Origin of the sequence: Exiguobacterium sp. s166 (assembly GCF_018618855.1) — a bacterium.
In the GTDB taxonomy this organism is placed as follows: domain Bacteria; phylum Bacillota; class Bacilli; order Exiguobacteriales; family Exiguobacteriaceae; genus Exiguobacterium_A.
Window position 1 is genome coordinate 115908 of record NZ_JACSMU010000003.1, and the last position, 21853, is coordinate 137760.

Below are 21853 nucleotides of genomic sequence, written 5' to 3' on the forward strand. Positions count from 1 at the left end.
GTGAACACTAGTGCGGAAATGGATGTTTGTTCTCTTGCTGATTGTGCTTGGGATTGGAAGTCTGATCGGATATGACGGATACCGCATACAACAAACGTTAATCGGACAGTCCGACCGTTCCCGCCTCCTGCCTGCCGAGAAGAAGGACGATACAGCGGATCAAGCATGGATGAAACAACAGGACACGGAACAACTGCAATTGACGACGACGGATGAAGTACGGATCGGGCGTTATCTCCCGGCCACAACTTCTTCTGACAAGACGGTTGTACTCCTTGCCGATGATGTTCGTTTCGGTTCGTCACAGACGGCACCACTGATCCGCTTTTACCAGGAACAGCTGGGCTATAACGTGTTCGTCCCGGACCGGCGTGGTCAAGGAGCGAGCGATGGGACAGTGAATTATGGCTGGCTCGATCGGTTGGATCTGATTGATTGGACCAACCAATTGATGGAAGAGACCGGAACCCGGCAAGTCGTATATCACGGAGTAGGGATTGGCGGGGCGACGGTACTGCTCGCTGCAGGAGAACCGACCGTCCCGAAACAAGTGAAGGCCGTCATTTCTGAAGGCGCCTATGCCCGACTGGATGACTGGTTCCAGTCACTTGCGAAAGTCAACCTGCCGTATCCGGCCGGACCATCTCTTGCTGTCGCAAGTAGTTTTAATAAAGTCGAGCAAGACTTCTTCTATGGAGATGTCTCGGTCACGCGACAGACGAGTCGGATCATGGTACCGACGTTATTCATTCAGGGGATGGAGGACAAGGTGGTTCCGCCCCGGATGGTGTATGAACTGTATCAAGCCAAACCCGGCATCAAACAATTGTATCCGGTTCGCGGAGCCGGTCACGGCAGTACCTATTCCGATCATCCTGAGAATTATGAAAAACGTCTTCGCTTATTCGTTCAACCCTTTGTCACGACACCTTAACCTGTGGTGGAAAGAGAAGGGCTGACGGGTGTTCGGAAAGACGGACTGAAAGGGGCAACAAGAGAAATGACCGAGTTAGTTTGGGTAGGAAATGAAACACCGTTCGTCGACGTCATCTCGATGGAATCCGTCGGACCGATCACGGTGGGACGATTCGGAGGTTGCAGCCGTTCCGGACAGACCAAAAATGAAGACGGATGTGTCGTTTGGGTCGGGGTGGACTGGGAATGGACGATGCTGCTCGATGCACATGACACTGCCGAGAGTGCCGTCTTGTTAACCGGCTACTTGACGTCGCACCGTTTAGAGATCGAACGGATTCTGAACGAACCGGTCGAATCGATGTTTTCCTCACTGGAACGGTATGTCGTCTCGTTGTTGGAAAATAAAACGTTTCGGACCGCCTGTCAAACCGTTCGAGGTGAGACCGCCTGTCTATTTCTTGTCCGCAAGGGAAAATACGTCTGGTGGTTATCGGTCGGCGATGTTCTCGCCTATCTGTTCCATCCCGATTTAAGTAACCATCTGCAATACAAATTAAACGAACGGCAGTTTTTTGAATGGATCGGCCGGGTCAATACGTTTGATTTGCCCGTTCCCTGCTACAGCCGGGGAATTCGTGAGTTGCGACAGGGGATCAATCAGCTGTTGTTGACGACGGACGGATTGATTGAATGTCCGGGAGCGCCGTTCGAAGACGGGAAACAGCTGGAAAGAGTCCTGACGACGTCGTATGTCGGCGTCAAGACATTACTGACGACGATTGAACGGCTTGGTGTCCGGGACAGCACAACCATCTTAGCCTGGGCAGTCGAAATCGAAGAAAATGTAACGATGCCCGGTAACGCAAAATAAAAGCATGACCCGTCTTTTCCATATGTAAGGGAAAGGGGTCATGCTTTTATTCGGTTGCGGCCGGTTCAGCATCCGTCTGATTTGTTTGTAAGGGGATCGGCTCATGCGGTGTGTCTTCTTCTGCATGGGTCAACGGCAAGGCAATCCCGACGCTTGTCAACAAAGCAATCAGTGTGGCATTCGTTAAAGTTTGGTACATTCGTTACCCATCCTTTCCTAAAATTGCGTCACCTTTTTAACTATTCTGAATATTTATGTGTGATTCGTCAAGTAATCGCCATCTTCGTAGTATTCTTTTTTCCCGTTAAACCGGTATACTTAAACGTGAAAAAGGGGGATCTCGCTTGAAACTTACTAAAGCCAACACACGTATTTTAGAGTCACTGTTACCACGTTTGAACCTGAACGTCGAAGAACCGGAACGGACGGATATCGAACGCCGTCTCCAAGCGGATCTTTATGAAGCCCAACGCTTACAAAAACCGTTTGAAACGGTCCATGGCCAATCACCGGAAGAACGGCTGAATCAAATGATTGCCGAGATTCCGGAATTGCGACGGGTCGAGACCCAAAAGCGTTGGACGCGGAATTACATTTCAACGATTTTGATGTTTATTTTCATCGAAGGCATCGATGGTATTTTCCAGTTCGCCCTCGCGGATTACATCTTATTTTCCATCATCGCCTTATTTTTGATTGATGCGATGTCGATTTTAATCACGTCCCCGAAAATCCGCGACGTCAAAAAGCGGGTGTGGGTCCAATTTTTAGTCAGCTTCATCTTGTTTGCCACATATAAAGCAGTCCTGATTCAATTCGTGCCGAATCCGGTCGTTCTGATGCAAGTCAGCGGTACCCCGGCATATCTGATTGGAATCGGCGGATTAGTCGGACTGTATCTCTATTGGTCCAAAAATCCGCTTCGTAAACGCGCATAAGGCAGAAGGAGGGAAAAAGATGGAGTTCACGCACTGGAAAAGACGTTTGCAAGATCATCTGGAACGGATGGGATTTGATTTACGAATCGAACGACTTGCCATGCAGGATATCCTGAAACTTGAGGCAACCCATGGTGCTTTCTTATTTTTCCCGATTACGATCAATTTATATGAACGGATGGGATGGCAGATGGTGGCGATTGAGTCGCACCATCCGGAGGACATCGACGATTTGTTTGCCGAAGCCCAGGTCCAGTCCTTATTTCAAATGACGATGATGACCTTTGAAGAGGAAGAACGGGAATTCATCTTAGGGTTCTACAGCAATACCGGACGTTATCTGACAGATACGCTGTCATTGACCGGACAACTGGTCCGCATCATCGAAGAAGAATGGAATGCGGGCGAACCGCTCCGGATTGCGACGTTCGAACCGTTTCCCGGTCTGTTCGTCGCTCCGTCCTTTGCCCATCAGACGTATGCCTTTGCTGCCGTCGAAGACGATTGGCAAATGTTCGTCGGACGGACGGGACGTCCGGCGAGTGATTACCGTTTGGATGGAACGGTCCTCGCACCGCATCGTGTCCCGGAAGGCGAACTGTTTACCCGGATTCCACTGACCGTCCCGCTCCATCAGTTCGAGGATGTTCGGACACAACTGCAGTCGGAGCAGGAGGAAGTTCAAACGTTCCTCGCGCAAGCGATGGCGACGATCCAAGCTTACGATCCGTCATTCGGTTTTGCCTGGCGGGAGACGGTGACGTTTTTCCATGGCATTCCCGTCAATCCGTTTGCCCAGCGGCTCTGGCTGGAAGACGGACAAAAAAGGTTCCGGATCATGCAACAGGGATCACGGCGGATTTTAGCGATTGGTGACACGGCACCGGAAGCAATCGAACGTCTCGACCAAGCAGTCGGGGCGGGCGAACCGGACGGAACACCTGTCAGTGCCGTCGGTCAGCTGCTGTTAGGGATTTGGAAACAATTTGAGTCCGATGAGACAACCTATTTAACGGACGTGACCTGTGAGGGAATTTCAAGACAACAGGTCGAGAATCGGATCCGTAATGCCTTGGCACGACAGGAAACGATTGAATGGATCGTCCAGGCGCAAAACAGTAATGACAGTTGCCGATTCGCAGGGTTGACTATCACGTTCCCGCATCGTCCACCGGGGGTTGTCCAGATTAAACGGGCAGATGATGTGTCCGGAAGCAGCTGATGGTTTGAAAAGAACAGATCAAAAAAGCGGACGCCCTCAGGTGTCCGCTTTTTGGTCTTAAATTCCGAGTGACGCAATCAGCTTCCGGATGCGTTCCTCCGATTGTTTCGGCGTCAAGATCAACAATTGATCGCCTCCGATCAACCGGGTTTGCCCGCGTGGTGTGATGATGGCGTCGTGCCGGATGACAGCGACGACCAGCAAATCCTGAGGCATCTCAATCTCCTGCAGCGTTTTTCCGTCAATTCGGCAAAAGGACGGAACGCTGACTTCGACGATTTCGGCATTCGGATTCGCGACCGTCATGAATTGAATCAACGGTTCGATGTCGATTGCCGGTTTCGCATCGAGCTTCATCAGCTTGACGACCCATGGTAAGGCCGTTCCTTGCAGAAGCGCCGACGTCATGACGGTGAAAAAAACGATATTGAACAACGGATAGGCATCCGGCAGACCACTCGATAACGGATAGGTCGCGAGAATAATCGGGACGGCGCCACGCAAACCGGCCGCTGTGATGACACTCTGTTCGCGGAAATTGTACCGAAAAGGCAACAAGGACAAATAAACGGCGAGCGGACGGGCGATGAGAATCAAGGTCAGGACGATGACGCCTGATACGAACAATGTCTGGGGATCAAGCAGTTGCCTTGGGAACACAAGCAGTCCAAGCATGATGAACATCCCGACTTCTGCCAGGTGGGAGAGACTGCCGCTGAACCGAACGAGAATATCACGGTAAATCAAATCATGATTACTGAGCCAAATCCCGGTGACGTAAACGGCTAAGAAGCCGCTCGCATGCAGGCTTGTCGCGACACCGTAGGAAAGGAGCGCTCCACTGATCAGCAGTGTCGGATATAAAGCGGACGACTGCAACTGGATCCGGTTCATCAAGGAGGTCAACAGCCAGCCGACAAACAGCCCTATGACAAGACCGATTCCCATCTCGTAAAACAGCAGCAAAATCCCTTGTACGATAGAAAAGGCTTCCGGATTTAACGCAAACTCCGTGAACAGAATCGTCAAGAAGACAGCCATCGGATCATTCGTTCCCGATTCCGCTTCCAGCGTATGTTTGACTTTCTGGTCAATCGGTCGACCGTTCAGCAATGAAAAGACCGCCGCCGCATCAGTCGAGCCAATCAACGCGCCGATGAGTAACGCCATCGGCCAGCTGAAATCCAGCAGGTAATGTGCCACCGCTGCAATCAGTCCGGTCGTGACCAAAACACCGACGGTTGCAAGCGATAATGCTGCCGGAAGAACCGTTTTGAAATGACGCCACTTCGTATTCAAGCCGCCGTCAAATAAGATGATGACAAGTGCGATCGTACCGAACAGACGGGCCTGCTCGAAGTCTGCAAAATCAATTAATCCAAAGACATCCGTCCCGGCCAGGATGCCAACGAACACAAATAAAATCAGGGTCGGGACGTTCAGACGGACAGAAAATTTCGTCGTGACGATAGCGAGCAACAAAAGAATACCGGCAAGCAACAGGACGGTCCCTTCGTTCATAGGCGATCCCTTCCTTCGATGAAAGACGTCTTTTCTTTAGTATACGTCATTCCTCGTTGCAGATTCAGAAAATAGTTTGCCGGAAGATGTGTATAAATCCGTAAAAAAAGGAAAACACGTATCATAATGGATTGTGGAATAATGAAAGAGGAGGCATCTCATATGAACATCTGCGTAGTCACAGGAGCAAACTCCGGTATGGGAATGGTGACGATTCAAGAATTGCTCGAACGTGGTGACCGTGTCATCGCGACCGTCCGATCGGAGAAAAAAGCGACATTATTAATCCAACTGTTACGGGAACATGCGGTTTCGAACAAGAATCTGGAAGTCGAGGTCGTACAGTTGGATCAACTCGATTCCGTCCGGCGTTTTGCGGATGTGTTATTTGACCGGATTGGCCGGATTGATCGCTTGATTTTAAATGCCGGCATCATGGTTCCCCCGTACCATGTGACGAAGGACGGGTTTGAGTCCCAGTTTCAGGTCAACTACCTCAGTCACTTTTATTTGATTGAACGGTTGTTGCCATTGATTGAACAGGGACATGATCCCCGCGTCATTTCGATCTCCTCCTTAGCAGGAGAAGGCGGCATGATCCGGACCGATATCGAACTCGAGGCGATCGCGCATGTCAAAAAAGAACAGTATAATCCGATGAAGTCTTACCGGGAATCGAAGCTGTTACAAATGGTCCATATGCGGGAGTTGGCCGAGGAATACGGGACGCGGGCGACGTTCGTCAGTGTCCACCCGGGGATCGTTAACACCGACCTGTTCTACCGGGGGAAATACGGAAAAGTATTGAAGACCGTCCTGAAACCGATTGCCCAAGTCGGATATTGGACTGGAAAACTGTATACACCGGAATACGGAGCGAAAACCGCCCTGTACCTCGCGACGACGGACGATGTGCTCGACAATGGGGGATATTATGCAGATTCCGCCCCGCGTCTCAGTAATCCGGTCGTTGAAGATGAGGCGTACCGCAAACAGGCCCGTGCCCTGTCGAAACGTTGGGCCGGACTTGTCTAAATGATAAAAAAAGGTCTACCGACTCGTGGGAAGTCGGTAGACCTGTGTTGTGCAGACTGGGGGTCTGTTCACCTCCTGACTATACAATAGGGCGAGATAGAATTTTGAAATATGAAAAATTTTACAAAGTCATGCGATTTGATGATTTTTTGATGTCTTGAAGCAAAACGGTTTTCTTCTGGCATTACTTTCGTTAGGATGAAAGTAAATTTTAAAAAACGGGAGGAACACGATGATACGATCAGCTACTACACACGATGTTCAACGGATTGCGACCTTGTTGCGTGAAAAAGCCGAACTGTTTAAGAAACGGGGAAGCCGCCAATGGTCCGCGTATCTCGAGACCGATTTAGAAGCTCTCGTGCAGCGCGACCTGAATGCCGGAAGACTGTTTGTTTATGAACAGGGACCGGACTTACTGGGTTCGATTGCGTTATTGCCGTCGCTCGAATGGGATCAGACACTATGGTCTGACAGAGAGGGGCTTTACATCCACCGGATCGTCGTCAGTGAATCCGCAAAAGGTTTAGGAATCGGAACACGTTTATTGCAGCACGTGATTGCCGTTGCCCAAGCGGAACAAGAAGCGTTACGACTTGATTGTGTGGCATCCAATGACTTTTTAAACACCTATTATACGTCATTCGGTTTTGTCCCTAGAGGTGTTCGTGACGGTTTTGCGACATATGAGCATGTGGGGATGCCGGTGCCAAAATAAAGCGGCATTTAGATAGGACAAGCGATGCAGGCTTTGGTATGGTTAGAGAAAGAATTATTCGAGGAGTGATCGGATGCGACTTCAGATTGGTTTTATCGGCTTTGGAAAAAGTACGACCCGTTATCATCTGCCCTATGTCATGATTGAGGACCAGTTTGATATTACCTGGATTTATAATCGGAAATCAAAACCGGAATTAGAGGCAACTTACGAATCCAAATTGCCCCATGTCCGGTTCACATTAGATCTCGATCTGATGTTGAAGGACCCGGAGCTCCAGGTCGTCGTCATCAATACCCCGCCGGCGACGCACTTCGCCTATGCGTTGCAAGCGTTACAACATGGAAAACATGTGCTGGTCGAAAAACCGTTTACGGTGACGGAGCAGGAAACCCGTCAATTGTTCGAAGAAGCGCACCGGCAAGGCGTCAAGTTGCTTGCGTATCAAAACCGGCGTTTCGACAGTGACTTCCAAGTCATCGAGCAAGTCATCCGATCCGGTAAGCTCGGACGCCTCGTCGAAGTCGTCTCGCACTTCGATCTCTATCGACCGGATGCTGCCCCGGCGATTGCGCGTCCGGAAAACGGGGCCTTATATGGTCTTGGTGTGCATACGATTGATCAAATCGTTGCTTTATTCGGGAAACCGGAACGGGTCGGATATGATATCCGGACGGTTCGCCTTGCCGGTAATCCGGATGATACATTTGCCCTCGACTTTTACTATCCGGAGTTAAAAGTCAGTGTCCGGACCAGTCATATCGCGTTGGCGGGAGCGCCGCGCTGGATGCTTCACGGGACGAACGGAACGTTCATCAAGCAGCATGTTGACCGCCAGGAGCTGGATCTTAAAGCCAACTACTTCCCGGGAGAAGAAGGATTCGGGGAAGATTCCGAAGATGATTTCGGCCGGTTGTTGTACCATGACGACCATGGTCATTTACAGGATGTCCGGATTCCGAGCCCGGTCGGAGATTACGGCAAGCTGTATCGTGCCTTTTATGAAAGCATCGTCCATGGTACACCGTTACCGGTCTCGGAAGAAGATACGAAACTGGTCGCTCACCTGATGGAACAAGGATTTTCAAAGCCGTCCCCTTTCATTTTAGACCTCTGAAATTAAAAATCTTTAGATATCAATATAATTACATCTCAGCGATCTGCCTATGCAGCGCTGAGATTTTTTGTTATAAAGGAAAAGATATCACAACTTTTCAGAATTTTCTTATGGAATATTGATTAAAATTTCAAAAAGATGGGAAAAATTGTGTATACTACAGACACAAGGGGGTTTATCATGAAAAAAATCATTACGTCCATCATTCTGGCAGGTGTTTTGTTCGGTGTGTTCAGTCCATCGCTCATTGCAGAAGCAGCCACGAAGTTGACGGTCACGACAGATGTGTTGCGCGTTCGTGAAAAACCATCGACAACAAGTAAAATCCTGGGGAACATCACTAAAGGAGCTGTCTATACTTCGAACGGGACGTCCGGCAGTTGGTATAAAATCACGTACAAATCAAAACCGGGCTACATACACAAAGATTATGTCCGTACCTCTACGACATCGAAGTATACATCGACCGGTGCACGTTATACGACGGTTGGCACGCTGAATGTCAGAACTTCTCCAAGCTTAACAGCAAAAACCGTCACGCAATTGAATAAAGGCGTAAAGGTGGCATCTTACGGGACAACCGGCAGCTGGACACGTATTTTGTACAATGGCAGTTACCGTTATGTATCGACACAGTATTTGACGAAAACAGCACCAAGCAGTTCATCGAAACAATTAAACGTCCCGTATTACAATCAATACACACTCGGATATCCGTCAGGCTGTGAGTTCGTTTCACTGAAAATGGCACTCGAATATAAAAAGAAAGCAGTTTCTGCCTCTTCTTTATATAACCAAATGCCGAAAAGCATGGCAAACGCCACTTATAAAAACGGCAAGTATTACTGGGCAGATCCCGAAAAAATGTTTACCGGTAATCCGGCAGGAACGCTCGATTACTATAAAAACTGGGGCATTTACCCGAAAGGCATCCTGCCGCTCGCGAAAAAATACCGGAGTGGCGCTGTTGATATCTCCAAACAAGGAGTCAGCAAAATCGAAAGTGAAATCCGTAGCGGCAACCCGGTCATCGTCTGGGCAACCGTTGATTTCAAAAATCCGTACGGCTACTTCTCATGGATCAAGCCGGATGGTAAAACGTTTACCGGCTACCGCAACTACCACGTCATGCTCGTGACAGGTGTCTCAAGCAGCGCGTTTACTGTGTCGGATCCATACCGTGGAAAATACACGGTTAGCCGTTCACAATTTACGTCCGTTTACAATACGACAGGACAGTACGCATTATCCGTCCGTTAATCGATTGACCGGTGAAGCCTTCCGCTTCATCGGTTTTTTCATGGCACGGACGTGATAAAAGAATGAGGAATGTTCGAAATTTTAAAGAATTGGGAATCGATTAAAAAGTCGTGTAAAATAATAACAACCTCGAATGCTTTCTCTCGAAAGGAGTGGTAAAGAAATGGATGAAAAACGACTGGAACAGCTGGAGCAGGAAATCGTCCGATTAAAAGCACGCGTCGATCAGTTGGAACGTCAGCCGGCGAAAGAATCACAACCGGAACCGGTCTCTTCCGTCGCGCGACCTGCCGTCCGGCCTGCTTTCGTCAAGAAGACCCGGACACCGGTCATAAAACAAGCGCGGACGCGGGATGAGTGGGAAAATGTCCTGGCGACGGTCTGGCTGCCGCGAATCGGGGCGATTTTTGCTGCCATCGGAGCAATTTTTCTATTTTCCTACGCGTCGTTAGCGGGACTAATCAGTCCAGCCGTCCGGATTGGGAGTGGAGTCGTCATCGGCTTACTCGTCATGGCACTGGGAGAGTTCCAGTATGAGAAAAAACGACGGGATCTCGGCGTCGGACTGGTCGCGACCGGGACAATCGTTTCCTTGTCCGCCTTATTTGCCGGTATGGCCTTATATCAATTTTATCCGCCGTTGTTGGCTTTTTTCCTGGAAATCGTCGTGCTCGCCATCGCTTACGGATTGATGTTGTGGATGCGCTCGACGGCGTTACTCGTGTTAGTCTCGATTACCGGCTTTTTATTGCCGTTTCTCCAGTTAACGGATGAGCCGAACGTCTTCTTATTTTTACTGTACGAAGTCCTGTTATTTACCGCTTTAGTGTTTGCTATCCTTCGTCTGCAGGCGGTCAAAGCGTACCCGGTTACTGCCGGGATCTTTTTCCTGGCCCTTATCTTCGGCAGTCTCACCGTCAATTTTGAGACACGTCCCTTGATTGACGAAATCACTTTACTCGGGGCATCCTTCATCGCCTATCTTGGTCTCGCTTACGTCGGGACGAAACTTCCGATCACCTACAATTACCCGAGCTGGATAGCGGGCGGATTCGTTCTGCTTAGCCTGTCCGTAGTCGACTGGCCGTTTGCTTACGGACTCGCGGTTCTGTTTGCACTCATCGCTTACGCCGTCGCGAATCAAACGAAGGAGGCGTGGCAAAACGGTGTCGGACATGTTGCCATCCTGTTTGCGATTTCGCAGATTCCGGTCGATCCGCTGAGTTTCGGTGATCAATTCCGTTCACTCCTCTATGCTCTTATGATTGCCGGATTGTGGTTCATCAAGCGGCAGGAAGTGCCGCATCAACGCTTTTTCGGAATTGTCGTATACGTGATGTTCGTCCTGTATACGATTGGAACGTATGAGACGTATCGATTCAACGACCGGTCGTATGCCGTCGCCGTATTCGGTCTGACGCTCGCGACGACAGCCTTCATCGTCTTGCTCGTCCGGACACACGTGGAAGCGATGTGGAAAAAGTATTGGCAAATCGTTCTGTTTTTTGTAGCGGCCGGTGTGTTCGTGACCTATACGCTGATCGTGATGGAACTGCCGTTTTACGCTATGCTTGATCAAACGGACCGGAGTACGACGTTGTCTGTCGCCTACATCCTGTTATCGTTTGTTCTTGTAGCGATTGGCCGCATCCGTGCAGCGGCGGCTTGGCGTCTGTCGGGTCTGCTGTTGCTGTCGGTCAGTGCCTTCAAACTGTTGCTGTTTGATTTGTCATTCTTGTCGTTGATTCAAAAAGCGTTTGTGTTCATCGGCTTCGGAATCGTCGCCTTTATCATTTCGCGGACGTATTTCAAAAAACGGGAGTCTTGAATCATTTAAAATCTTCTGCCTGCGGACCGTGTCTGGAGGGGAGGATTTTTTTATTGAAATATATTGATAACGATTATCATTATCGACTATACTAATTGATGAACTTACTTAATCATCAGGGGGAACCATTTATGCGACATAAAAAAACACTGACAATCGGTCTCTTATCCATGACGGCTTTACTGGCAGCCTGTAATGAACAACCCGCGACGACTAAACCGGCAGCAGCCAAGCCGAATCAATTCGAGCAAGTCGTTGCCGATTACCGGACATATGCGATTGCGGAACTGGAACAGTTCACGAAGCAGACGCAAGCGTTCACGACAGCTGTCAAAGACGGGGACTTGGAACGGGCGAAAGCACTTTATGCGCCAACGCGGATGCATTATGAGCGGGCGGAACCGATCGCGGAAGTATTCGGAGACCTCGATCCGAAAATCGATGCCCGTGAAGGGGACGTCAAAACGTCGGAGTGGGGTGGCTACCACCGGATCGAACAGGGCTTGTTTGAAAAAGGTACGACAAAAGGATACGAAGAGTATGCCGACCAATTGATGAAAGATGTCCATCTGCTCCGGGCGAAAGTCGAGACGGTCGAGGTGACGCCGGAACTGTTGGTTACCGGTGCGACTGATCTTTTAAACGAAGTCTCGACGTCAAAAGTCACAGGGGAAGAAGACCGGTATTCGCATACCGATCTGTATGACTTTTCAGCCAACGTCCAAGGTGCGGAAAAAATTTATCAATTGTTAAATCCGGCTCTGAAAAAACAGGATGCTGCCCTGTCGAAAGAGATTGCGGCCCGCTTTGCTGATGTTAACGGATTATTGGAAGCGAAAAAGAAAGAAGACGGATACGTGCTCTATACCGAGTTGTCCAAATCAGATGTCAAACAATTGAGTCAAGCCATCAACGAGCTGGCGGAACCGCTCTCGAAGATGGGTATCGTACTGGAGGGCTGATCGATGACACGGACTACTTTAGAAGCAGGGGTCACCCGGCGTGACGTCCTGAAAGTCGCGGGACTGACCGGGCTCGGAGCCGCTCTTTACGCAAGTGGACTCGAACGGTTTTTACCCCGTGCCCTGACGGCTCAGGCGACAGATCAAGTCCCGTTCTACGGCAAGTATCAGGCGGGTATCCTGACACCGCCTCAAAACCACGTCCAGGTGGTCACCTTTGATGTCCAGACGACCCGGCGCGATGAATTGATTGATCTGTTGAAACGTTGGACGCGGGCATGCGCCCGACTGACAGCCGGATTACCGCTCGGCGACGCGGACAGTGCCTATGTTCCTCCGGAAGATACAGGAGAGGCGGAAGGACTGTCAGCGGGCCACCTGACGTTTACATTCGGTTGCGGTCACAGTTTATTTGCCAAGGACCGATTCGGGATTGGTCATAAACGTCCTAAGCTGCTCCGGGAGTTGCCGGTCTTTGATCTCGATCAACTGGACCCGCAATGGGCGGGCGGAGACCTCGTCGTCCAGATTTGTGCCGACGATCAACAAGTCGTGTTTCATGCGTTACGGAATTTGACCCGGATTGGTCGCGGTATCGTTAAGATCCGCTGGACGCAAGCCGGTTTTCAACGCTCCAAGGCCGCGGATGCGGCAGGGGGGACACCAAGGAATCTGTTCGGATTCAAGGACGGGACCGGTAATCCGGACGGCACGCAGGACGCTGTCCGAAAACAACACCTCTTTTACCAGTGGCAGGACGGTTCACCCTGGTTGACGAACGGCAGTTTCCTGGTCGTCCGCCGGATCCAGATGCATCTTGAGGTATGGGACCGGACGATCCTGAAAGAACAGGAGCGGACGTTTGGCCGCGAACGCGCATCCGGTGCCCCGCTTGGGTCGAAAGAGGAATTTGCAGCGGTGACACCAAGCAAACGGACGGCGCACGGTGAAGCACAACTTCCAAGTGACTCGCACACAGCAGTCGCCCACGGATCAGGAAAAGAACAACTGTTACGCCGCTCCTATTCCTACCAGGCCGGGATTCACGAAACGACTGGTGCCCTCGATGCCGGCTTACTGTTTCTATCGTATCAACGGTCACCGGAGCAGTTCATCACCATTCAGAGACGGTTAGCAGCGTCCGACCGTTTAAATGAATACATTACCCATCGTGGCAGTGCTGTTTTCGCCTGTTTCGGCGGAATTCAAAAAGGAGGCTACATCGGTGATGCGCTTTTTGCTTAATTTCTTTTTACCGGTGCTTCTCTGCACGACGATCGGGATGCCGGTCGTTCATGCCGATGCGAAAACCGATGACCTGTATGTTTTAATCGGTCAAGCTTTGTCAGCGGTCAACGACGGTGACCGGAGCAGCTTACAGACAACGCTCGCGACGCTTGAACAGCAGGTCGACCGGTTGCCGGCTTCTGCCGAACAACAGAACATCGAGCAGAAGTTGACAGCCGTCAAGCAGCAAACCGCTTTGCCTGCCGTCAAGCAGCAATTGACGGAATTGTCGACTGCGGTCCGGGCGCTGGAAAAAACCAAACAGCCGAAGGACGATTCAGCCGCTAAAAAACGGTTAAAAGAACTGTTCACTCTAACGAAGCAACTGAGAACGGCCACTGACATGTCCGAGCGTCAGCAGTTGCAGTCGGAATTGCTGACAGCCTGGACGGACCGGGAAACAGTCGTCCGGGAGACGAGCATCGGGCACTACGGTCAGGTCGAGATGGGACTGTCCGCAATCCGGATTGCTTTGGCCCGTGAAACATTTGATCCGTCGGAGCTGAATCAGGCACTGGATCAGTTTGACGCCAGTATCCGTTCTTTTCTAAAAGGGGATACGGTGAAAGCCGCGAAACAGACGGGTCTCGTCGAGTTGACGGCGTTACTGAAACAAGCGGATCAGCAACTCGCGAATCAGGACGTCCCGGCGGCGGAGAAAACGCTGACGACCTTTATCGAACGTTGGCCGAGCGGGGAAGGGGAAGTCCGGACCCGGAGCAGTTCTCTGTATACGACGATTGAATCGGATGTACCCGTTTTATTGTCGCGTTTAGATGAAACGACGATGGCTTCCACCCGGACTGACCTGGCCCCGATCATCACGTCACTTGAAGTGTTAGCGCAGAAAACGACGTATTCGTTTGTCGATGCGATGCTCGTCATGTTGCGGGAAGGGCTGGAAGCCTTGCTGATCATCAGCGCGCTCGTTGCCTTTACCCGAAAAGCCAAGGTGACAGGCGAACGGATGATTTGGAGTGGGGCATTATGTGGTTTATTCGCGAGTGGAGCACTGGCCCTGATCATCCAACAGTTCTTTTCAACGGCACTTGCTGCTGTCGGACGGGAACAGATTGAAGGATGGACCGGACTGGCCGCAGTATTGATGATGCTGCTCGTCGGTTCGTGGTTACATTCGAAAACGGCGGTTGCTTCACGGCAAACGGAACTGGCACTGAATCTGGCGGGACGGTCTTTGTTTGCCGTCAGCTTTTTGACGATTTTCCGGGAAGGGGCCGAGACGCTGCTGTTTTATGTCGGCATGGCGCCCGCCATGACATCGACTGCTTTAGCTGGAGGGATCGTGCTGGCAATTGCACTCATCGGGCTTCTTTCGCTTGCTGTCATTTATTTAGGGGTACGTTTACCAATCAACCGGCTCTTTGCAGGAGCAACCGGATTGATTTATCTCATGGCGTTCAAAATCTTAGGTGCCAGTCTGCATGCCTTGCAAATTACGGGCCTCTTGCCGATCCATGTCATGTCATACATCCCGTCACTGCCTTGGGTAGGGATTTATCCGACGTATGAGACGATCATTCCGCAAGTCGGACTATGTGTTTTAGTTGGTTTGTTGATATATCTGAGACGTCGCTCTCCTTCGGGTCTTCGGAAAGCTGTTTAAGCCGTTTTTCAGTTTCATGTTTTATTCATTATGTTTCGGGAATAACTTTATATCGAGAGTAGATCGTTGGCTCGCATGAAGGAGAGGAAACAGGATGATTGAAACAAGAATCGTACGAAACATGACGGCGGTGGACGCAGAAGTGACAAGCTTGAAGTCAAGCGGCTATTCGAATAAACAAATTTACATCTTTGCGAAGGATGAAGAATTGGCGGAACGGATTGCCAATGACACTCAGACGTTGGCGTATCGTGTAACAAAAAAATCATTTTTTGAGACATTGATGTCGACAGTCCGCAGCAACCGAAAAGACCGCATTGCCCAGTTGTCGGAACTCGGAATGACAAAGGATGTAGCAGAAGATTTGGAAGAGGAAGTTCGCCATGGCCGGATTGTCATCGTCGGCTCAAAATCTGACTTACTGAATCCGGCGTTTGCCGCTTCTTATGTCGAAGATGAGACGACAGAATACGGTGCAGGTGTTCCGAAACTCGAAGAGGAAGAAACGACGACGACCTTACCGGCTGACCAAAACGTCAAGTTGGATAAAAAATAAGAAGCGTCGGTTAAACAGGGACTGGCAACAGTGTCAATTTTTAGACGAACAAAGGATGACGGATTTGAATCCGTCATCCTTTGTTCGTCTATGCAGGATCATTTTTTATGGATCTTCTATTGGAGCGATTCACGCAAATCCATTACCTCATCGAACGGAATATGACGCTGTAAACCGGTTGATGTCTTGATTTCAATGATTCCGCGGGCGTGAAAAAGAGCGGTAACCGTTCCCGTCAATGCGGTCTCGGTTCCCTGGTCGAGATAACGGACCGTCACCAGCCGCCCGCTTCGAATGGCATCTTCTAACAATTGTGGAAAAACAATCTTTGTCTGTGTCGTCTGTCGGGCGGGATGCGTTTTGTACAAGTGTTCCAATTGCAGAATATGATTCCGTGTCGCGCGTTGCCGCCACTTTCGCTCCGTTCGTTTCTTAGACTGTAACACGTCGTTCCACCTCCGATTGAATCGTTTACATGTCGACGATACGCTGCCCCAAAATATTCCCCATTTATTTGGGAGATAAACCCGGTTGAAGAAGAGAAAGACACCGTAGAGGAGTAAAGAAACAGAGGTTGGTTTTGAATGTCCGATTTGCGGAAAAAGACTAGAAGTATGCCAGGAACAGAGGAGGAACTGTCTGATGGAACGAAGTACGTTAATTGCCCTTGAAAAACACTTATATGCCATTCAACTTGAGCTGGACGGTCTCGCCCGTCTGATTACCAAACAATTGATGCAACTCAGTCAGGTCGCCGGTTCAGTCGAACACTTCCGGCGGATGAGTTTTGATTTATACCAAAAGCGGGAGACACTCGACCGGATCCCGCCCCAGATTTTATATGAAACCGCTCTGGACTATGAAGATTTTCTCGATGAAGAGTTTGATGAGATCCCGCCATCCTGGGCATTACGGCAGGACGAAGCAGAAGCACTCGATCAGTTATGGTGGTTTGAGTTTTTCCGGATTCAAGCCGACGTGGAGGATTGGTTGAGTCTCTATCTGATTCGACGTATTCGGGAAGATATCCGTTATGTGCCGCCCGTCATCGAAAAAAACGCGTACGCGTTATCCGATGATGCCCGGCAGGTTTTTTGGCGTCTGTTGCAACGCTCCGTCGCCAAACCGTCTTCGAAGATCAAGGCCAACCAGCTGTCCTGCCGGATGGGCATATCAGAGATTGCCCGGTACGCACGGTTTAACCTGGAACGGACACGCCTGGCGATTGAAGAACTGACGGCACGGGGCATCATCTCGATTGAGGAAGAGAACGAAAAGCTGAACCTTCGTGTTCGTCTACAAGTGATTTAAGGAGATGAAACGTTCAATCATGCGTTCATCGTGACGCGCGGAGGGACCGATCCAAATCAAATGACCGGGACTTGCCGACTCGATGAACTGGGCATGGGCAATGGCACGCCGGGCATAGAGGGCATGTTCGAATGGAACGGCCCGGTCCGCCTTGGAATGGATGATCAGCACCGGACAGCGGATGGCTTGCAAGATCGGTCGGTCAATCTGTTGCGTCAAATCAAATAAGACACCCCGCCCCGGTCCGTTCTGCAGTCCGACTTGATACAACAATTGTTGATCGACTCCATTCAATTGACGTCGAATTTCGTCACGCTGCAACAGACTGGTCATTTCGACCATGCGCACAGACGCTTCTTGCGGAAACTTGACCAACTTGTCTTTGACGTAATGCCACAAGACCCATTGCAGGAGCTGCAACGGACGTTGAAGGAGCGGTTGGACAAGCCAAGCCTGATAAGGAAGCGAGATTTCGTGTGTCATCGCACAGGCAAGGACGAGTGAACAGACAGACGGATTATTACTTGCCAACGCAATTGCTGTCGGTCCGCCGGCCGAAATCCCGTAGACCGTATATTGCTCGATGTGTCGCGAAGTAAGCCATTTTTTGTAAAAAGCAGCCAACTCACCGGGGGATGAGGCGACACGGAGCGGTGTTTTCCCGTATCCCGGACGAGACGGGACAATGACCCGGTAACCGGCTTCAATCAATCGTTCTACGTGATAGACTTCCCGGTAATCGGACTGTGTGCCATGAATCAGTAAAATGACGGGTCCGGTTCCACTGTCCCGGTAATCGAATCGGTAACCTTCCCAATCGGCAATGTGTTGCATCCAAATTCTCCTATCTCTTAAATATTTCCATATTATTGTTAATCTTCGTACCTGTTTAAGGTATAATCCAAGTATAATCAAACATCTTATGGATAGGAAATGAGGATGCCCCGTGCCAAATGAAAAATTATCCAATCGGGATCGGTTGTTAGCGGTTCGAGAAATTTTTGAACAGTATTCCGATGAAGAAGAGACGTTGACATTGGAAGAATTAAGTACGGAATTGTCGAAAAGAGGACTGATTGAAAAGCTGTCCCGGAAGTCGTTAAAAGAAGATATCGCGGCTCTTGCCAAATCAGGTTTTGACATCCATGCGGAAGAAACTAAAAACGGTCTGGCGATTCCGTATCATCTTGTCAGCCGTCCGTTCGAATACCACCACCTGCGTTTACTTGTGGATGCGATTGCCAGTGCGAAGTTCATTTCTGAGAGTGAAACGGAGGTCCTGGTCCGCAATATTCATACTTTGACGAGTAAACGTCTGGCGAAAACGTTGACGCCGGTCATACATACCGTCAAGAAACCGAAAGGCGTCATTCCTTTTTCGATTGACACCATTCAAAAGGCTATCATCGAACAGGACATCATCAGTTTTCAATATCAGGGAAAATTCAATGAACGGACACGAAAGTTTGAGTTACGACGGGACGGCGATTATTATCTCGTTACCCCGGCACATTTGATTGTCGATAATGGAAACTACTATCTGATCGGCCGTGATGAACGTGTCGAAGAGATTCGGACGTACCGGGTCGATCGCATCGTCAATTGCAGTGTCTTTGAGCCGGCGCAGACTCCGGTCGAGGTCGAATCCACTTACTTGAGCAGTATGTTCAATATGTACGGGGGAGAACAGGAACAGTTGACGTTGAAGTTCCATGAGAGTGTCATGCCAACCGTCGTCGACCGCTTCGGGACGGACATTCGTTGCCGGCGTTTAGAAGGGGACTGGTTTGAAGTCAAGGTGGGAGCGCTTTTCTCTCAAGGTTTCATGATGTGGCTGATTCAGTTCGCGGAACAAGCGGAGATTCTTGAACCGGCCTTTTGTCGGGAAGCCTTTAAAAACAAAGTCCTTGAGCTTGCTAAAGTCTATAAAACAGGAATTGCGGTCAGTCAACCGATGAATGAGAGTGTCTAACACGATAGAAGCAGATCTTTTGCCGAATGGGGCAGAAGATCTTTTTTTTGTCGTTTTTTGTCGTATATTCATATTTGAATATTTTTGAGCCTTTTTTCCGATTACCATTAAGGATATCTTATTTTTGTTACAGGAGGGGCATCATGCAACATATGGAAAAACCACGGATGGGAAGCGTTATTGCGGGCGTGTCATACCTCTTTTTCATCTGTCTGTCGTACACGTCTTGGTATTTATTATCGATTTTTGCATTTAATCTTCTTTTCAGTACAGAGCTCTTAATGTCAATGGATCTTGTGGTCTTCGGCTTTAGTCCTTTATTTGCATTAGGAATCACGATGTTTTCGCTGAAAGTGCTGAAACGGCATGCACAGCCGAAATTCGGACCTTACATATTGGTAATCTACAGTATCTCGACCAGTATCTTGATTTATTACTCCGTCGTCTACTCGATATTGCCGCGAATCTGATGATGCTTGCATGGTGCGGTCTTTTGGAATATGCTACGGATAGAGTATTAGCATGTTTTGGAGGAGGGGATACGATGAATACACAGTATATCCTGGACTGGATGCCACTCGTGCTTCCGGTTGCTGCCATCGTCTTTATTGTCATCATCGCGCGTAAAGCGTCTAAAATTGATTCTAAATAACCAAAAGAAGGTGTTCCGGTATCGGAGCACCTTCTTTTTGATTTAACGTTCGATTTGTTCCCGGACATACTTTCGGAACAGTTGGAGATCGTACGCCGGTTCACTGCGACTGAATTCAATTCCGTCGAGAAGGTGTGCGTGGGCCACGGCTTCCGGAAACTCGATCCGCGTTAACCATTCGACGGTCGTTTCCTCGTGACGGCGCGGGAATGCCTGTTCGAGTTGTGAAGCGATTTTCAGAAGCGGGTGCTGGCTATGCTTTTTAATCGGTGCCGGTTGCTTCGCCCCCGTCATCCGGACGACGGGTTCGGCTTCCGTGGAAACGACCTGTCGTTTCCGAATCAAATAGAAGGTGATCCCGACAGCGAGAATCGCCAAGACAATCCCTGCCGTGTTCAGATAAAACAGCGTAGCGGAACTCATACTTGCGGCCTTCAGACTCTCTTGCGGGGCGATGTTTGATAAATCCGTCGCATTCGCTCCCGTCTTTTGATCAATCTGTTCCGCGAGCGGTAACGTCCAGGTAAAGAGAGAGCCGAATGCCTCAAGTGCAGGACGGGTCAGGTTTGCGACAGAACCAAACAGCGCTTCTTTGAGCAACCGGATCACGGTAACGAGGACAAGGCTGATCCCGAGAAACAGCGAGACAGCTGTGGTGATCCGGCGCCATTCTACGAGATGCTGTCTTAAGAAGGGGATTGCCCATAACAGACCAAGCAGCAGATAGGCGCCAAGCGGCGGTGAAAGGCCCGGGAATAACAGAAACAGTCCGGTCAGCCCCGTCGCACTGATGGCAAATTTATACGGCTGATCGACAGTCTCGAGCCATGTCCCGAGAGCAATGGCAAGCAACAACAGTATACTGATTAGCGGAGAAATCAAAAGAAACGAGACTGCCGCGACCAGTTGCACTCCAATCCGGATGTTGCGTGCCGGGATGGCTACAAGCAGCGGGAACATCAAAATAATGAGCGGTGCCTGCAGGAGACTGATGACGAGAATCCACCAGAGAATCATGCGCTCACCCCCTTGTGCCGGTGTCCAAGATGAATTTCCGCAGTCGTCGAGGGGACGGTCCGTTGAAGACGTTTCGTGAAATAGCGGCGTTCGAGCGGTAAATCATATTCTGAAATCCGGGCGAGACACTCCATCGTCCGTAAAAATTGGTCTTTTCCTTTTCCCGAGGGAACGTGATACCACTGCCCATCCCGGTTGACCATTGAAATCCAGAGACTGTACGAGGCGCCTTGTTTTTCAAGTTCTCGGATAATCGTCGCCGCCCGCGAAAGTAACTTTTCAAAATCACCGCGTAAGGCTAAACCGTCCGCGGACAGCCCATCAATGATGACGGCATAATCATGATTGCGCATCCGGTCATACTGATAGGAATACAGTTCGCCCGTCTTGGCGTAAGCAGACCAATAGATCGTCTTCGCATCACCTGCGTAAGGGACGACGGAGTGAAAGCTCGACCGATCCGTGAATGGACTCGACCGGTCAATCGTCTCGCCCGGAATCTGGCGTTCGTTCCATTCGACCGAGGCCGGTGCAAAATCCGGAAAGACATGCCCGAGTTGTTGAATCGGCAACGTCAAGTAGAGTGTCATCAGATGGAACGGGTCGGAAATCATGATATCAAACGACTGAATCCGGATTGTGCCCCGTTTGGCTGCCGTGACGTCGATTTGAAACGGGACGCTGGCCTGACGCGGAACAAAGACATGTTGACGCCAAAACTGGCTGCTTGCGTCCTCAATCCGGACTTGTTCCCCGAGAAGACCGGATACCGTCACTTTACCAAGGGAAAACCGTGTCGGATTATGGATTTCAAACGGGATGAGTAGCGGATCATCCCGGAAGGCGCGGACGGTTTCGACGAGCCGGACGCTCAGACGTGCTCCGAGGTACTCGAGGTACTTTGGTAAGAGGTAGCCATATAATGTGTACGCGACGAGCAATGTCGCAAGCAGGAGCGAGCCGTACAGCGTACAGATGCCGGCAGCGACGGCAATCCAAAATAAAATCATCGGGTGAAAGGACTTCGGTGTAATCAATTGCATG

General features: G+C 50.0%; 22 protein-coding genes. 16 read left to right on the forward strand and 6 right to left on the reverse strand.

Annotated elements, in window-relative coordinates:
- Positions 1–10 precede the first annotated feature (10 nt).
- Positions 11–934, forward strand: a complete 924-nt coding sequence (locus KNP93_RS08375; RefSeq protein WP_255508307.1) for an alpha/beta hydrolase — start codon at positions 11–13, stop codon at positions 932–934.
- A 66-nt stretch (positions 935–1000) separates the two neighbouring features.
- On the forward strand, positions 1001–1789 hold the full coding sequence (locus tag KNP93_RS08380) for a PP2C family serine/threonine-protein phosphatase (protein WP_131503714.1): 789 nt from the start codon (positions 1001–1003) through the stop codon (positions 1787–1789).
- Positions 1790–1835: 46 nt separating this feature from the next.
- Here KNP93_RS08380 and KNP93_RS08385 read toward each other — a convergent pair whose 3' ends face one another.
- The gene (locus tag KNP93_RS08385) at positions 1836–1988 is read right to left on the reverse strand and encodes a hypothetical protein (protein WP_165871614.1); all 153 of its coding nucleotides are present in this window, start codon (positions 1986–1988) and stop codon (positions 1836–1838) included.
- A 145-nt stretch (positions 1989–2133) separates the two neighbouring features.
- On the opposite strand from KNP93_RS08385, the gene KNP93_RS08390 reads away from it, so the two are divergent.
- Positions 2134–2727 (forward strand): hypothetical protein, encoded by a 594-nt coding sequence (locus KNP93_RS08390; RefSeq protein ID WP_131503715.1) that lies wholly within the window; start codon positions 2134–2136, stop codon positions 2725–2727.
- A gap of 19 nt (positions 2728–2746) precedes the next feature.
- A complete protein-coding gene (locus tag KNP93_RS08395) occupies positions 2747–3949 on the forward strand; it encodes a hypothetical protein (protein ID WP_214854466.1) in 1203 nt (400 codons plus the stop codon).
- 57 nt (positions 3950–4006) lie between these two features.
- Here KNP93_RS08395 and KNP93_RS08400 read toward each other — a convergent pair whose 3' ends face one another.
- Entirely contained in the window at positions 4007–5470 is a 1464-nt protein-coding gene (locus KNP93_RS08400; protein WP_214854469.1) for a potassium/proton antiporter, read from the reverse strand.
- A gap of 162 nt (positions 5471–5632) precedes the next feature.
- Between KNP93_RS08400 and KNP93_RS08405 the strand changes: the two genes are divergently transcribed.
- From KNP93_RS08405 to KNP93_RS08445, 9 genes are all read left to right on the forward strand, one after another.
- Entirely contained in the window at positions 5633–6505 is an 873-nt protein-coding gene (locus tag KNP93_RS08405; protein WP_214854472.1) for an SDR family NAD(P)-dependent oxidoreductase, read from the forward strand.
- A 232-nt stretch (positions 6506–6737) separates the two neighbouring features.
- Positions 6738–7223 carry a GNAT family N-acetyltransferase gene (locus KNP93_RS08410; RefSeq protein WP_131972627.1) on the forward strand — a complete coding sequence of 162 codons (486 nt, stop codon included), beginning with the start codon at positions 6738–6740 and terminating at the stop codon, positions 7221–7223.
- Positions 7224–7296: 73 nt separating this feature from the next.
- Positions 7297–8340 (forward strand): oxidoreductase, encoded by a 1044-nt coding sequence (locus tag KNP93_RS08415; RefSeq protein ID WP_214854474.1) that lies wholly within the window; start codon positions 7297–7299, stop codon positions 8338–8340.
- A gap of 180 nt (positions 8341–8520) precedes the next feature.
- Positions 8521–9600: a C39 family peptidase gene (locus KNP93_RS08420; protein WP_131503721.1), complete on the forward strand. Its 1080-nt coding sequence runs from the start codon at positions 8521–8523 to the stop codon at positions 9598–9600.
- 163 nt (positions 9601–9763) lie between these two features.
- A complete protein-coding gene (locus tag KNP93_RS08425; RefSeq protein ID WP_214854477.1) occupies positions 9764–11428 on the forward strand; it encodes a DUF2339 domain-containing protein in 1665 nt (554 codons plus the stop codon).
- Between the two features lie 131 nt (positions 11429–11559).
- On the forward strand, positions 11560–12390 hold the full coding sequence (efeO, locus tag KNP93_RS08430) for an iron uptake system protein EfeO (protein WP_214854480.1): 831 nt from the start codon (positions 11560–11562) through the stop codon (positions 12388–12390).
- Between the two features lie 3 nt (positions 12391–12393).
- The gene (gene efeB, locus KNP93_RS08435) at positions 12394–13635 is read left to right on the forward strand and encodes an iron uptake transporter deferrochelatase/peroxidase subunit (RefSeq protein ID WP_214854483.1); all 1242 of its coding nucleotides are present in this window, start codon (positions 12394–12396) and stop codon (positions 13633–13635) included.
- Entirely contained in the window at positions 13619–15301 is a 1683-nt protein-coding gene (locus tag KNP93_RS08440) for an FTR1 family protein (RefSeq protein WP_214855127.1), read from the forward strand. Before efeB ends, KNP93_RS08440 begins: the two co-directional genes overlap by 17 nt.
- A gap of 94 nt (positions 15302–15395) precedes the next feature.
- Positions 15396–15857 carry a YflT domain-containing protein gene (locus KNP93_RS08445; protein WP_114595719.1) on the forward strand — a complete coding sequence of 154 codons (462 nt, stop codon included), beginning with the start codon at positions 15396–15398 and terminating at the stop codon, positions 15855–15857.
- A gap of 116 nt (positions 15858–15973) precedes the next feature.
- On the opposite strand, the gene KNP93_RS15880 is transcribed toward KNP93_RS08445, so the two are convergent.
- Entirely contained in the window at positions 15974–16303 is a 330-nt protein-coding gene (locus KNP93_RS15880; protein ID WP_165871615.1) for a YolD-like family protein, read from the reverse strand.
- Positions 16304–16499: 196 nt separating this feature from the next.
- On the opposite strand from KNP93_RS15880, the gene KNP93_RS08455 reads away from it, so the two are divergent.
- Positions 16500–17168 (forward strand): hypothetical protein, encoded by a 669-nt coding sequence (locus tag KNP93_RS08455; RefSeq protein WP_214854485.1) that lies wholly within the window; start codon positions 16500–16502, stop codon positions 17166–17168.
- On the opposite strand, the gene KNP93_RS08460 is transcribed toward KNP93_RS08455, so the two are convergent.
- A complete protein-coding gene (locus KNP93_RS08460; protein ID WP_214854488.1) occupies positions 17154–18002 on the reverse strand; it encodes an alpha/beta fold hydrolase in 849 nt (282 codons plus the stop codon). The genes KNP93_RS08455 and KNP93_RS08460 overlap by 15 nt on opposite strands.
- A 112-nt stretch (positions 18003–18114) precedes the next feature.
- Here KNP93_RS08460 and KNP93_RS08465 point away from each other — a divergent pair, with 112 nt between their 5' ends.
- Together KNP93_RS08465 and KNP93_RS08470 are read left to right on the forward strand one after the other, a co-directional pair.
- Positions 18115–19140 (forward strand): helix-turn-helix transcriptional regulator, encoded by a 1026-nt coding sequence (locus tag KNP93_RS08465; RefSeq protein WP_131503729.1) that lies wholly within the window; start codon positions 18115–18117, stop codon positions 19138–19140.
- A gap of 143 nt (positions 19141–19283) precedes the next feature.
- The gene (locus KNP93_RS08470) at positions 19284–19610 is read left to right on the forward strand and encodes a hypothetical protein (RefSeq protein ID WP_214854491.1); all 327 of its coding nucleotides are present in this window, start codon (positions 19284–19286) and stop codon (positions 19608–19610) included.
- 224 nt (positions 19611–19834) lie between these two features.
- Here the strand turns inward: KNP93_RS08470 and KNP93_RS08475 are convergent, their stop codons facing one another.
- Both KNP93_RS08475 and KNP93_RS08480 read right to left on the reverse strand, forming a co-directional pair.
- Positions 19835–20809: a hypothetical protein gene (locus tag KNP93_RS08475; RefSeq protein WP_131503731.1), complete on the reverse strand. Its 975-nt coding sequence runs from the start codon at positions 20807–20809 to the stop codon at positions 19835–19837.
- Positions 20806–21852 carry a DUF58 domain-containing protein gene (locus KNP93_RS08480; protein WP_214854494.1) on the reverse strand — a complete coding sequence of 349 codons (1047 nt, stop codon included), beginning with the start codon at positions 21850–21852 and terminating at the stop codon, positions 20806–20808. Before KNP93_RS08480 ends, KNP93_RS08475 begins: the two co-directional genes overlap by 4 nt.
- Position 21853 lies beyond the last annotated feature (1 nt).

Excerpts from the sequence above, each read along its gene's own strand:
- KNP93_RS08380 (WP_131503714.1), top strand. The coding sequence starts at position 1,001 with ATGACCGAGTTAGTTTGGGTAGGAAATGAAACACCGTTCGTCGACGTC.
- KNP93_RS08385 (WP_165871614.1), bottom strand. The coding sequence starts at position 1,988 with ATGTACCAAACTTTAACGAATGCCACACTGATTGCTTTGTTGACAAGC.
- KNP93_RS08395 (WP_214854466.1), top strand. The coding sequence starts at position 2,747 with ATGGAGTTCACGCACTGGAAAAGACGTTTGCAAGATCATCTGGAACGG.
- KNP93_RS08400 (WP_214854469.1), bottom strand. The coding sequence starts at position 5,470 with ATGAACGAAGGGACCGTCCTGTTGCTTGCCGGTATTCTTTTGTTGCTC.
- KNP93_RS08405 (WP_214854472.1), top strand. The coding sequence starts at position 5,633 with ATGAACATCTGCGTAGTCACAGGAGCAAACTCCGGTATGGGAATGGTG.
- KNP93_RS08410 (WP_131972627.1), top strand. The coding sequence starts at position 6,738 with ATGATACGATCAGCTACTACACACGATGTTCAACGGATTGCGACCTTG.
- KNP93_RS08415 (WP_214854474.1), top strand. The coding sequence starts at position 7,297 with ATGCGACTTCAGATTGGTTTTATCGGCTTTGGAAAAAGTACGACCCGT.
- KNP93_RS08420 (WP_131503721.1), top strand. The coding sequence starts at position 8,521 with ATGAAAAAAATCATTACGTCCATCATTCTGGCAGGTGTTTTGTTCGGT.
- KNP93_RS08425 (WP_214854477.1), top strand. The coding sequence starts at position 9,764 with ATGGATGAAAAACGACTGGAACAGCTGGAGCAGGAAATCGTCCGATTA.
- efeO (WP_214854480.1), top strand. The coding sequence starts at position 11,560 with ATGCGACATAAAAAAACACTGACAATCGGTCTCTTATCCATGACGGCT.
- efeB (WP_214854483.1), top strand. The coding sequence starts at position 12,394 with ATGACACGGACTACTTTAGAAGCAGGGGTCACCCGGCGTGACGTCCTG.
- KNP93_RS08440 (WP_214855127.1), top strand. The coding sequence starts at position 13,619 with ATGCGCTTTTTGCTTAATTTCTTTTTACCGGTGCTTCTCTGCACGACG.
- KNP93_RS08445 (WP_114595719.1), top strand. The coding sequence starts at position 15,396 with ATGATTGAAACAAGAATCGTACGAAACATGACGGCGGTGGACGCAGAA.
- KNP93_RS08455 (WP_214854485.1), top strand. The coding sequence starts at position 16,500 with ATGGAACGAAGTACGTTAATTGCCCTTGAAAAACACTTATATGCCATT.
- KNP93_RS08460 (WP_214854488.1), bottom strand. The coding sequence starts at position 18,002 with ATGCAACACATTGCCGATTGGGAAGGTTACCGATTCGATTACCGGGAC.
- KNP93_RS08470 (WP_214854491.1), top strand. The coding sequence starts at position 19,284 with ATGCAACATATGGAAAAACCACGGATGGGAAGCGTTATTGCGGGCGTG.
- KNP93_RS08475 (WP_131503731.1), bottom strand. The coding sequence starts at position 20,809 with ATGATTCTCTGGTGGATTCTCGTCATCAGTCTCCTGCAGGCACCGCTC.
- KNP93_RS08480 (WP_214854494.1), bottom strand. The coding sequence starts at position 21,852 with ATGCAATTGATTACACCGAAGTCCTTTCACCCGATGATTTTATTTTGG.